Source organism: Flavobacterium sp. LHD-85 (genome assembly GCF_030929595.1).
Classification (GTDB): Bacteria; Bacteroidota; Bacteroidia; order Flavobacteriales; family Flavobacteriaceae; genus Flavobacterium.
The window spans coordinates 1-12,087 of sequence record NZ_JAVFVR010000009.1; the positions used below are offsets into that span (position 1 = coordinate 1).

12 protein-coding genes and 1 tRNA gene are annotated in these 12,087 nt (G+C 33.9%); 7 read left to right on the plus strand and 6 right to left on the minus strand.

Annotated elements, in window-relative coordinates:
- Positions 1–98: 98 nt before the first annotated feature.
- Positions 99–275 carry a histone H1 gene (locus tag RB618_RS15225; protein ID WP_308069527.1) on the minus strand — a complete coding sequence of 59 codons (177 nt, stop codon included), beginning with the start codon at positions 273–275 and terminating at the stop codon, positions 99–101.
- A 383-nt stretch (positions 276–658) separates the two neighbouring features.
- Between RB618_RS15225 and RB618_RS15230 the strand changes: the two genes are divergently transcribed.
- The 3 genes from RB618_RS15230 to RB618_RS15240 all read left to right on the plus strand — a co-directional run bounded on the left by RB618_RS15230 (position 659) and on the right by RB618_RS15240 (position 3,434).
- Positions 659–1,435: a hypothetical protein gene (locus tag RB618_RS15230; RefSeq protein WP_308069528.1), complete on the plus strand. Its 777-nt coding sequence runs from the start codon at positions 659–661 to the stop codon at positions 1,433–1,435.
- Positions 1,436–1,716: 281 nt separating this feature from the next.
- On the plus strand, positions 1,717–1,887 hold the full coding sequence (locus tag RB618_RS15235) for a hypothetical protein (RefSeq protein WP_308069529.1): 171 nt from the start codon (positions 1,717–1,719) through the stop codon (positions 1,885–1,887).
- Positions 1,884–3,434 carry a recombinase family protein gene (locus tag RB618_RS15240; RefSeq protein ID WP_308069530.1) on the plus strand — a complete coding sequence of 517 codons (1,551 nt, stop codon included), beginning with the start codon at positions 1,884–1,886 and terminating at the stop codon, positions 3,432–3,434. Before RB618_RS15235 ends, RB618_RS15240 begins: the two co-directional genes overlap by 4 nt.
- Here the strand turns inward: RB618_RS15240 and RB618_RS15245 are convergent.
- Positions 3,400–3,473 (minus strand) — tRNA-Arg (locus tag RB618_RS15245). The two genes, RB618_RS15240 and RB618_RS15245, sit on opposite strands and share 35 nt — an antisense overlap.
- 114 nt (positions 3,474–3,587) lie before the next feature.
- On the opposite strand from RB618_RS15245, the gene RB618_RS15250 reads away from it, so the two are divergent.
- A complete protein-coding gene (locus tag RB618_RS15250; protein ID WP_274256635.1) occupies positions 3,588–4,100 on the plus strand; it encodes an adenine phosphoribosyltransferase in 513 nt (170 codons plus the stop codon).
- On the opposite strand, the gene RB618_RS15255 is transcribed toward RB618_RS15250, so the two are convergent.
- From RB618_RS15255 to RB618_RS15270, 4 genes are all read right to left on the minus strand, one after another.
- The gene (locus RB618_RS15255; protein ID WP_308069531.1) at positions 4,097–4,747 is read right to left on the minus strand and encodes a response regulator transcription factor; all 651 of its coding nucleotides are present in this window, start codon (positions 4,745–4,747) and stop codon (positions 4,097–4,099) included. The two genes, RB618_RS15250 and RB618_RS15255, sit on opposite strands and share 4 nt — an antisense overlap.
- Positions 4,737–5,393 carry an ATP-binding protein gene (locus tag RB618_RS15260; RefSeq protein WP_308069532.1) on the minus strand — a complete coding sequence of 219 codons (657 nt, stop codon included), beginning with the start codon at positions 5,391–5,393 and terminating at the stop codon, positions 4,737–4,739. The genes RB618_RS15255 and RB618_RS15260 overlap by 11 nt, the downstream gene beginning before the upstream one ends.
- Positions 5,394–5,491: 98 nt before the next feature.
- Positions 5,492–6,139 (minus strand): hypothetical protein, encoded by a 648-nt coding sequence (locus RB618_RS15265; RefSeq protein ID WP_308069533.1) that lies wholly within the window; start codon positions 6,137–6,139, stop codon positions 5,492–5,494.
- Between the two features lie 7 nt (positions 6,140–6,146).
- Positions 6,147–6,575, minus strand: coding sequence for a hypothetical protein (locus RB618_RS15270; protein ID WP_308069534.1), 429 nt, complete (start codon positions 6,573–6,575; stop codon positions 6,147–6,149).
- A gap of 257 nt (positions 6,576–6,832) precedes the next feature.
- Here RB618_RS15270 and RB618_RS15275 point away from each other — a divergent pair, with 257 nt between their 5' ends.
- The 3 genes from RB618_RS15275 (at position 6,833) to RB618_RS15285 (ending at position 11,895) form a co-directional block, all read left to right on the plus strand.
- Positions 6,833–8,848, plus strand: a complete 2,016-nt coding sequence (locus RB618_RS15275; protein ID WP_308069535.1) for a hypothetical protein — start codon at positions 6,833–6,835, stop codon at positions 8,846–8,848.
- Between the two features lie 78 nt (positions 8,849–8,926).
- Complete coding sequence (locus RB618_RS15280) at positions 8,927–11,074, plus strand: hypothetical protein (protein WP_308069536.1); 2,148 nt, start codon at positions 8,927–8,929, stop codon at positions 11,072–11,074.
- Positions 11,074–11,895 (plus strand): N-acetylmuramidase family protein, encoded by an 822-nt coding sequence (locus RB618_RS15285; protein WP_308069537.1) that lies wholly within the window; start codon positions 11,074–11,076, stop codon positions 11,893–11,895. The genes RB618_RS15280 and RB618_RS15285 overlap by 1 nt, the downstream gene beginning before the upstream one ends.
- Positions 11,896–12,087: the final 192 nt, after the last annotated feature.

The following is a 12,087-nucleotide window of genomic DNA, read 5'->3' on the forward strand; positions in this document are numbered from 1 at the left end:
AAGGGACTAGCTTAGTATATTATTATGAAAAGCTGTTTTTTAGAGTATCTCTGTAATTAATTGATTATCAAAGATTCTAAAAAACAGCTTGTGATAATTTACTTCTTCTGATTTTCAATGGAAACTTTTCTAAACTCTTTTAGAAGTTTCTCAATTTCTAAGGTCGATTTACGAGCTCTGGCTCCAGCGGCTTTCACGCCTTTTTCAATTAAATAATCTGATTCTGCTTTAAATGTTTCGATTTCCGCATTGATTTTTGCTACTAAATCTTTCATGTTTTTTATATTGTTAAATTGAGTATGCAAAAATAAAAGGTTATTTCAATTTAGAATAAATTTTCTGCCTGTTTTATTGGTAATTAAATCAATATATCCCCGTTTGTTGTATGTTTTATACAAAGGATAAATCTTGTAAAGATGAATTTATTCAATCTCCTTCAGGTAATAAATTATGTAAAGCGTTAATTAAAAATAACTTATCTATTGCAACTATTATATTTATTGTTATATTTGCTTATGCTTGTTGGCAAGCATGCCCGTTCGTGCAAAGATTTTATCAGCCAATAGTTTAATAATGCAAACCTGCCTGCTTATTATCCAAACAAGATTACGAACGCAAAACTCAGGATAGTACAGCCGGTGTTAAAAAGGAATGTATTATGGAAACTATTGAGTACTTCAAACTGCAATCAAAAAATCTTTACAAAGATTTTAAAACACAAAAGCCTTATTTCGATGCCGATTATGGCCGTGAAATTTATCAATATACGCCAAAGTATTTTGATATAGATGCTCTTATTCTCGATTTTGATATCGATGAAGACAATTTTACTCTAATGAAAGCTCAGCATTATATTGCAAATTTAGCTGGATTTATAAAATGGACCGAAATGCAGGATGCTTCTTCTTCGGCATTGAAACTATCAGAACTGCTGTTTAGAAATATGCATAAGATCAGTGTTATGGAATGGGATATTTATATCTCGGCACAACAGCGCGAGAACGGCTTTGCTTTCGATGACGATCTTAAACTGGATATCTTTGAAACAGTTTTTGATCAAGTAGATGGTCATGAATCTGATGGTCATGATTATCGCTTAACACAATCCGAAAAAGTATCAGATAAAAATCAAAATAGTAAACCAAAGAAGGAGAAGATGAAAAAGACACCTGTACAAATTTCTGCATTACCACTTGTTGGCGAGTACAGATTAGAGTTTATAAGAACGGCTAATGTGGTTTTTGAGAAAGTTTTGAGCAGAATTGAACCGAAAAATCCCGATCTAGTTAGAAAGCTATGGGATGCAGAGAATTATATTGATGAAATCCTGCTAAAGCCAGAAATGCTGCCCATTGATCATGATTATGCACTTTCCCTGATAGATGCTTTCCTTGTTCATCATGTTATTGAACTTGCCGTTGAAACTGATGATTAGGATGAAAATCGTAATTAAAAATTAAAGTTTTTCTAAAAATGGTCAGTATTAAGTTATACTGACCATTTTTTTTAATCAATCCTGTATTGATAAATATATTTTTTTTGTGCGGCTATTCCAATTGCATTAAGAAGTGAGTTTGTGAGCATTTTTTAGAATATACCTGAGGTACAAGATGTAAGAGAGAAACAGGCTTCCTCTCAAGGACAAACCATGATGATCAATAAGATTTAAGCACTTTTAATTTAAATTACTTTTTTATAAATTTTAAAAGTGTAATTATGGAAAGAGATATTGACTACAGTAGTTCAAAGTTGACGCCGGAAAAAGCTTTACAAATGCTTAGATCGGAAGGAATGGATGTTACTCTTGAGCAGGCAGAGGAAATCTTGCATTTCTTAAGAATAATCGCTAATATCGCCGTGTTGAAATATTTAAATAAAACAAAATGAGCAGGATAGCAGACCTTTATATTCGTGTAAGTACGGACGAGCAGGCAGAAAAAGGCTTCTCACAGCGCAGTCAGGAGGAAATGCTGAGTAAATATTGCAGTATAAATCATATACAGATACGCAATGTAATATATGAAGATCATTCAGCCAAGACCTTTAACAGACCTCAATGGAAAAAATTTCTGGCTGATGTGAAGAAACATAAAAATAAAATTAATCTGGTTCTTTTTATGAAGTGGGACAGGTTCAGCCGTAATGCGGGTGATGCTTACCAAATGATCAATGTTTTAAGAAAATTGGGTGTAGAGCCGCAGGCTATAGAACAGCCCCTTGATCTAAGCGTTCCGGAGAATAAAATGATGCTTGCATTTTATCTGGCTGCACCCGAGGTTGAAAATGACCGCAGGGCATTAAATACTTTTCAAGGTCTTAGGCGCGGGAAGAAGGAGGGGAGGCATATGGGGATGGCGCCTTATGGATATGCAAATAAGGTTACTGAGGATGGAAAGAAATATATTGCCATTGTACCGGAAAAAGCAGCAAAACTTATTTGGATATTCGAACAGGTTGCAAGAAATGTCTTCAGTACCGAATCTATTTATCAGATGGCCAAAGATAAAGGGCTTGTCCTATCTAAGAGCAACCTGTGGGTAATTCTTAGAAATCCGCTTTACTGCGGAAAAATAGTTGTTCCCAAATACAAGGACGAAGAAGAAAAGTGGGTTGCAGGACAGCATGATGCGATTGTAAGCGAGGGATTGTTTTATCGGGTGCAGGATGTACTTGACAGTAAAGCACGTACATACAGACCTAAAATTAAGACTATTGAGAACTTTCCCCTGCGGGGCTTTTTTCTCTGCCCACAGTGCGGTCAGAAGTTAACGGGAAGCAAATGCAAAGGAAGGAGTAAATATTATTACTATTATCACTGTGATAAAGATTGCAGATGGAGAATAAATTCAGAGGTGGTTAATAAAATATTTAAAGAACATTTGAATAAATTAAAACCATTAGCAGAAGTAAAGAAATTATACACGGCAGTTCTGCTTGAAGCCTACAGAGAGCATACAGGCATGGTCGCCAATGAAAAAAAGAAATCCCTTGAGCAGATTGCAGTTTATGAAAAGAAATTATCAGTTGCCAGAAATTTGCTGGTTACAGAGAAAATAGATCCCGAAGATTATAATCTCATGAAAGCGGAGTACAATGCTGTTATAAGCAAGCTGGAAAAAGAGATCGGAAATGTAGAGGATGACAGGGCCAATATAGAGCAGTTAACGAACTCAGGACTGGAAAACCTTATAAAACTCGGCGAGACCTTTGAAAATGGGACTTTAGCTGATTCCAGGGAGATGATTGGTTTAATTTATCCCGAAAATTTCACATTTCAAGAAAAGAAAATCCGCACCGCCCGGATCAATGAAATGGTCAACTGCATCTATTTGGTAAACAACAGGTTACGGGCAAAAAAAAACGGGACAAAAGATGATATTTTTCTTTTGTCCCGAGTAGTGACCTCGACAGGATTCAAACCTGTAACCTTCTGAGCCGTAATCAGATGCGCTATTCAGTTGCGCCACGAGGCCTTTTTGTTATCAATTAGCTATTTTTTTGTAGCTTTGTTGATTGCTTATTGCGGGTGCAAAGATAGACATAAAAGTGACATATACAAGCAAAAAATAACAGAAAATTTAAAAAAAATGAAGATAGAAAATTATATACGTGATATTCAGGGATTTCCAAAAGAAGGAATTTTGTTTAAAGATATCACACCTTTGCTAATTAACCCTGAAGCGCGAACAAATTGCTTAAGAATTTTGGTGAACTCTTTAGAAAATCAAAAAATAGACAAGGTTGTCGGCGCCGAATCTCGCGGTTTTTTCTTCGGAATGTTATTGGCTCAAGAATTAAATGCTGGATTTGTTCCAGTAAGGAAACCCAAAAAGCTTCCGTTTGATACAATTTCGGCTTCTTATGAGTTAGAATATGGCACTGATAGTTTAGAAATGCATACCGATGCCATTAAAAAAGGTGATCGTGTTTTAATTCATGATGATGTGCTTGCAACTGGCGGAACTGCAAAAGCAGTTTGTGAATTGGTGGAGAAGCTTGGTGGTGAAATTGTGCAGTGTAATTTTTTAATGGAACTGACTTTTCTTAACGGAAGAGAAAAAATTGCAGCATATCCTGTTTTTGCAGCTTTAACGTATTAAACAAAAACAATTTTATGCTTAATGGCATAAAGTACTAGTCCGATTCGGGTTTTTATTTCCAGTTTATCAAAAAGTGATTCTCTGTAGCCATCAATGGTTTTAGGACTTAAGCACATTTCTGATGCGATTTCTTTGTATGTCATTTCAGTGCAGGCGTGTTTAATAAAAACAATCTCTTTTTCTTTTAAACAGATCTTTTTGTTGTCGCTGTTGACTTTATTGATGAGCATTCCAGAAACAAGTTCGGTAAAATAAAAACCCTTTTCGACGACGCATTCAATTGCTTCTTTAAAAATCTCAGGCGATGTATCTTTCAGCAAATAGCCTTTTGCGCCATTTGTGATCATCTTAATAATGATTTCTTCATCGTCATTTACAGACAAAGCAATTACTTTAAGATCGGGTCTGTTGTCTTTGAGCCATTTCATAGTACTTAATCCATCAAGGACAGGCATATTAACATCGAGCAAAATAAGATCAATATCAGAGGAGTTATTTTCTTCCAGATAATCTATAAAGGCTTTTCCGTTTTCAAAGCGTTCTATAACGTCATACTCGCCAAAGCTTTTAATTAAGAGTTCGAGCGACTGAGAAAAAAGTAAATGGTCATCTACAATTATTAGTTTTCTTTTAAGGTTAGTTTTCATGATCTTGGGTTAAAGGATATTCGATAGTTACACTGGTTCCGGTGCTGTCTGAATGTAGAGTTAGCTTTGCGCCAATAAGTTTGGCTCGCAATTTCATATTATTTAATCCGATTCCTGAATTCGACTTTTTTAGGTCATAACCAATTCCGAAATCTTTTAAATTTAAAGTAAAAAGAGAATCGGTAGTTTCGATATAAACATCAAATAAATCACTTCTAGAATGTTTCAGACTATTGTGAAGCGCCTCTTGAAAAATTCTATAAATAATTAGTTCGTGTTCTTCATTTATTATTGGAGCGGGTCCAATTTGCTTAAAATTGAATTTGATTTTTTTAAGCTTTTTAATTCTTTCTAAATCCTGTTGAATTGCTTCAAGAAAGTTATTTTGCAGCAGATTATCTTTGCTTATAATGCGCGATAGAATACGTAGTTCGTCTAATGATTTAGCCAAAACAGCTTTTAGATCTTTAAGTTCGTTTATTTGAACATTTTTACTGCTAATGCAGATATTAAGCTGCATAATGGCTACCGAAATAATCTGTCCGATATTATCATGCAATTCTTTACTTATTTCGCATAAAGTCTGATCTTTTATTTCGATTCTTGTTTTGACCAGTTCAGATTGGAAGTACAAGTCTGCTTCCATTTTTTCGACTAAAAATTTGTTTCTTTTCTTTAAAAAATAAAAGAAAATAACTAGCACAATAACGATTAAGGTAAAGAAAACTATACCTAAGGAAATAACTAATAATTGTATTTCTTTTCGCTCCATATGAATCCAATTATAAAACAGCTATGCGCCAGAAAATTTAAAATGAACACGACTAAACTAAATATAGAATCGTCCTGTTTTATTAGAAACCAATTGATAGCCAGCATAAAAGGTGTAAAGGGAACATGAAAAGCGAGTATCCCGAGTATATACCAGAAAAACACCGATTTTTTGAAATTCAGTATTTTTTCCGAATTGAAAATTTCAATAAGATATAGGCAGGATAATATTAAAATTAATAATACACCAATTGCAAAACTATATGTGTACGAACGGTTTATGTCTTCTTTGAAATATAAAATATTTAAGAAAAAGGAAACGATAAACAAAATCAGAAAAAGGACAGCCGAAATTCTGTGATCTTTTTTGGTAAGCAGGGCTCTTAAAAGTAAAATATAGGCAGAGAGGCTGGCAAACATATAAAAATTGTAGACATGAAAATTGAGCAAACCAGTCCATTTGGTAAAGTGATAGCCAACAATTTCAACTACAATAGAAAACCAGATTAAAATTACTAAAAATTTAGCTTTATTACCAGGAAGTTTTGGCAGTGCAAACAAACCAATAGTTCCTGACAATAAAGCTATATAAATGATATAAGATCTTAAAAATTCGAACATAATTTTTCTAGTATAATAAGCTTGGCGGTCTTCCGATGTTTCCGTAATTCATTGGTTCAATGCTCTGAATGTCAGAAGAGGTTTCTTGCATTAAAGCAAAACTTTGAACTTGTTCAGTGCTGCTTTTTGCTTTTTTGCCTGTAGGAACTAGAAATAAAGTAGTTAATCCGGCTTTTTCTCCATGGGCTTCATCATCTGGATAAACTCCGAAATAGAAACGGATTCCGTCTACATTATAACCGTCTTTTGCGCCATTAGTTCTAATATAATGAATATAGTTTTCCAATTCTTCTAAAGAGTACCAGATAGCATTGGCATCTTCTTTTTGCTCTCTTTTTGCCGTAAGAGAAGCTCTCTTATTGTTGTAATTCACATTTAATTGTCTTGCAAATTCTTTAGTGATTAACTGACTCGGTTTTGCGGGTGGATTTTTCATAGTTTTTTATTTATTAATTGGTTAAATGTTTAGTTAACAGTTTTTTGAGCTGTTGTACGAGACAAAATTATTTGAAACTAAAAATTCCAGCAAGGGGAAATATACCCTTTTTTGTTTGGGTAAAATTATTTAAAAAAATGGGTTAAATGGCTGTTACATAATAATTTGTAAAAATAGAATTTTACATCGTCAGTTTTAAGGTAAAAACGGGCAATCAAAAATGTAACCTATTAAATAATTATTAAAAATTTTAAATTATGTCACAACCAACACCTCTAGGCTATCCTCATGCAGGAGCCGGAACAGTAGAAATTCTTTTAGAAAAAGAAGATGGAGCAGATTATGCAGTGCTTTTTTCACCAGATCCTAATAATATGTTATTAAGAGATGCAGGTCTGCCAATGCAGTTTTACTATTATCCAAAAGCACCACGTCTAGCGAAACACCCAGATGGAAGATTTAAATTTGCGATGCAAGTTTTCAAATCAGAAGGAGATTCTTCAACCGTAATTGGAGCAGAAGGATTAGAAGAAGAAGCAGGAGCATATACTACCTTGACCAGTACAATAGACTTGCCTGAAGCGTTATTGAAAAAAGCAATCGACAAATTAAAAACAAAATTGCACACTAGTTATAATAATCAAAGACAATCAAAATTGTTTGGATTATTCTCTTATTTAAAAGGTGTCGATCGCGATTTTAACGAAACCAATGTTAGACCTATTCAGTTAACAGAGAATACGATAAGTATGCACGTAGTGGGCGAAAAATCGCCTAATAATCCTTTTGGAGGAGCAAATCCTTGGACGTTTAACATTCAGGGAGAAGGAGCAGGAACTACATTTGGATTAGGAGACAATGCGCTTTCTGTGCTTATGGGGCGTAACAGCGCTTCATTGGTGAAAAATGCATTAGAATCTGGTTCTAATAATTTGGTAGTCGAAAACAAAATCAAATACAAAGGCTACATGCCAACAACAACTATAAGAACAGAAGTTAGGGCGCAAAAAGTACATAGTTATTTTTCGGCAAAAGCAGATGTAAGCGTTGGATTTGTTAATGTGGACTGGGAAAGTGAATATGAAAAAATCATTACTCAAGGTGGTATTGTAAGTGAAATTATTACTGATAATCAGTTTTCTAATGAAGAAAGAAAAAAAGTTGAAGAAGCACTTTTTACCAAACAAAGAGATTTTGCTTTTCAGTTGTTGCAGAAACAGATTTTTGATGTCGCAGATAAGCAATTTACACCTGCTTCGGCTCCAGAAAAGTCAGGAGGGCTTTTCAGAATATTGTTTGGCGGTGCAAGTGTAGGAGTAAGCTTAAAACATGGAAGTCAAATTAGAAAAACTGACTTTGCAGACGAAATCAAATTTTCTGCGGTCGAAGTTTTAGATTCTAAAATCAGCGGAAATCTTACGCCTTTGACTCTGAAATCTGGTGCTGAAGCAAAAGCAGATTTGAAAAATTATATTACCGAAATCCAATTGGATGAAGATTTTTCAAAAGTGCAGGTAATTGCGTCATTAAACGGTGGTTTAGTTAAACTGGATAAAGACAGTGATATTGTGAATGATAATCCGGTGAGCCAAGTCTCTATTGAAGTTGGATATCCAGATTCTAAAGGCAAGATAATCTGGAAAAGTTCTGGCAGAATGATTGCTCCCGAAGGAACTCCATATGTAAAAAATACTAGTAAATCTGGTAAAGAAATCGATGCGATTTTCCCTGCAACTTGGAATGATAAATCGAAAGAAAAAAATGCTTTTGTATTTGATTTCGTAAAAAACAATGGTTCTTCTAAAGTTAAAGTTAGACAAGAAGTAATGTACGAAAAAGACAAGAGAATCAAGTTAAAAGACACGACAAGAGAATATGAATTTGAAGGAACTAAAATATTTGTTCCGCTTCCAATTCAGAACATGATCAATTATACACTTTCTACAGAAGCGCTTTATGATTGTGATACTCTTGAAGTTACTTTAAAAGCGGATAAAATGACCTCTAAAAAGTACAAGTTTACAGTTAATAATTTTGAAGACGCTATTCCTTATAGAGCTTGGTATGAAGCAGATTATACTGTAAAACCTACAGAATATAAAGTGAAATATACTTGCAATGGTAAGATCGGTAAGAAATCTAAAAAAGTTTCAGTTTCTACAGATTACATCAAACTTGATTATCAGGAAGGCGATGTTTTATTTGAAATTCCGACGGGAACTGCGGCTCAAAATGCCGATATCGAGAAAATCAGAGCTCCATTTATGGAATAATTTTTTTGAGACATTTTACAAAAGGGACGTAATGTCCCTTTTGTTTCTTAAGTCATCACTCATTAAAACCTAAACACCATGCCAGATTTAAATACATTTAAGCTCGACGGAACCAAATTGGTTCCTGTAAATCGATTCAATCTTGAGCCGGCTAAACCCAGCACAGCATTTACAACGGCGACACTTTTAAATAATGCTGAATTTAAGGTGATCGAGCATCCTATTATTCATTCCATAGATATTCAGCCGATTTTAATTTTACCAATTATTGAGAGTTATTTTCCATTGATAGAAGGAGATAAGGCCATTACAGAGAATGATTCCTTTAAGGATTATTTTAAGAATGAAATCACTTTATTTTTTCCTCAAGTAGAAATAGAGCCAAACAACGGAACGCTTTTTTATTATGAGGAAGTACCAAACAAATCTGCAGATGAAGACGGATTTATGGGAAGAGTCACTTTAAAATACAGCATCAAAAACAGACCATTGCAAGCCAATCAGAAAAGTATTGTTTTGAATTTGAGGCAAGCTGTTTTGAATTTAAAAGTAAAAAATGATGTTGTTCGGGTCAATGGAATTGTAAATACCGCGACTCAGGAAATTCAGTTTGACTTACTCGATGAAGCTGTAAAAATTGCCTTTTCGAACTTAGTTTCCAAAATAACCGATTTGATGTGCAATGTTGATTTGTTCTTTGATTTTAAAGGATATTCTAAAGTGAAACGTAATTTTTTGTTTGCGAAAGATATAGCGATTTTAAGAAACCCAATTATCACCAAGAAGGATGTAATAGCCAAAACAGCATTAGAGCCAAAAGCAACGCTTATAGCAAGTCCGTTAATGGTAAAAACTGCTAGAACGGGAACTGTCGCACCAAAAATGGTAATTTCTGGAATTAGAAGAGATAACGACATAGAAGCAGAGGTTCAGGAAGAATACGTAAAAAGTACTTTTCTGCTTAAAATCAATAAAACGGTAAATTATCCTCGTGTGCCGAATGTTCAGACAAGTTTATATTGGAATAACGAAGGGCCATTTTTCAATAATCCTTTCAATTTAAATGAAGATTTTTCGGAGTTTAAACAGATATTCGTTTCGGGATACAATTTTAGCAAATTATCGATTTATAAGTCAATGGTTCAGCCAAATACATTTTTGCTGATTTCTAAAATCTACAGCCTTTCCAAAGATTTAGATAATATGAGGCCTTGTGTTACTACTATTTTTCATGCTTATGAAGAAGGTGCGGGGACATCTGAAGAAATTTCAAAAATTTCTTTTCAATTTGCTGTCCGTCCGAATCTTTCCAGTTATGATCTTGCGAAGTTGAAAATTGCTTTGTTGCAAAATAATTTTATTGATGGTGATGCGGCCGATTATTTTGATAAGGTTCAGTTTTTGTTTCCAAATGATGTGGGGGCTGAATTTGAGGTAAATGGCAATTGCTTTCTTCAGCAAGCATCAATTACGGCAGATGGGAAGCATTATATTTTTGATCTCTCGACCGAAAATTTGTCTGAAGCCAGTATTTTAATCAATGCTTTAAACAACACAATTTCGCAATATGCTAACATTAATTTTAAGTATAAAGAGATAAAAGACGCGAGTGTTATTGAGCTCAATCTTGAACAAACTATTGGAGAGATTGTAGAAAGTTTGATTGATAATCCGACAAAGAAAATTAAAATCAACAATCAGTCTATTTCAAACTGCAAGCTCAATTCTATTTTGTTGCTTTACAATCAAAATGCAACTTATTTGAACAGTTTGTTCTTTAAGAATTATCCGCAGTTAATTAGCAACGATACGAAATTTTTGGATTTTACGGCATTGAATCCAAGTTCTTCGGGCGAATTGAAGAATGTATTTTTTGATTTTGAAAACATAGAAAATATCAGTTCTGAGTTTAGTCAAGTTGTTTCACAATCAACTTCTTACAATAGGTATGTTCAAGTTCAGATTAAAAGTCAGACGGCCGCAACGGCGCGTATAACAATTGAATTAATAGTTCAGGAAACGGGAAGTAAATTTGCTATTGAACGTTTAAAATCTGAATTCTCGACACCTATATTGTTCAATTTTATTATAAAAAATACAACGAACAATAATACTTTGATTTCATATCAAGTCAATTATTTTGATAAGAATGATAATCTAACAGGTTCTAAAAATGATGTTTTTGATTTTTCTAAAGCATCAATTATCACTATAAACAAAAAATAATGAGAACCATAAAAGCAGGCGCAAAATCTCCTGAAGTTTATTATTTAAACGAGCTTTTGTCCAAATTGAATTACAGTGTAATTGTTTCCGATTATTTCGGGGCAGAAACAGATAAAGCCATCAAAGATTTTCAGTTAAACAATAATCTTGTGGTTGATGGAGTAGTGGGGCTAAAAACATGGTCGGCGCTTTTACAGAAAAACAACAACGGTTTCTTGGTAAATAATAAATTGTTGTCAGAGCAGGATTTAATAGATTTTTCAAATCAGTTTAATTTGGAACTCGCTGTTGTGAAAGCCGTAAATGAAGTTGAAAGCAACGGAAAAGGCTTTTTGATCGATGGACGTCCAAAGATTTTGTTTGAAGGACATATTTTTTGGAATGAGCTGGAGAAAAGAAATATCAATCCGAGAACTTATGTTAGTGCGAGTACACAGGATATTTTGTTTGAGAACTACACCAGGAAGTATTATGTAGGCGGAACGGCCGAATATACACGCTTAGAAAAGGGAATGAATCTTAGTCAGGATAAAAGAATAGCCGATGCCGCAAATAGTTCGGCTTCTTGGGGACTTTTTCAAATTATGGGCTTTAATGCAATTTCTATTGGTTATAATAGTATTGATGATTATGTAGCGAGAATGAATGAGAACGAAGGCGAACATCTCAAAGCTTTTGGATTATTTTTAGAAAAGAACAATTTGATTGGGCTTTTAAGAGGTAAAAATTGGGCTTCATTTGCTTTAAAGTACAATGGTCCAGCCTACAAAACCAATAAATACGATGAAAAACTTGCAAGAGCTTATGCAAAATATGCGTGATATTTTTTTGTTTCAGGTTTAAAGTTTCATGTTGTTTAATCGCAAGAGGTAAGTTCTTTTTTAAGCGGGTTAGAAAGGAACGTGTGAAGTTTGGGGGCTTTGCGTTTCTGATAGTATCAGGATTGCGTCTTGCGGTTAACCTGAAACTTGAAACAAAAAGTTATAATTTGAGACAAAAAGAAAACCCGACGA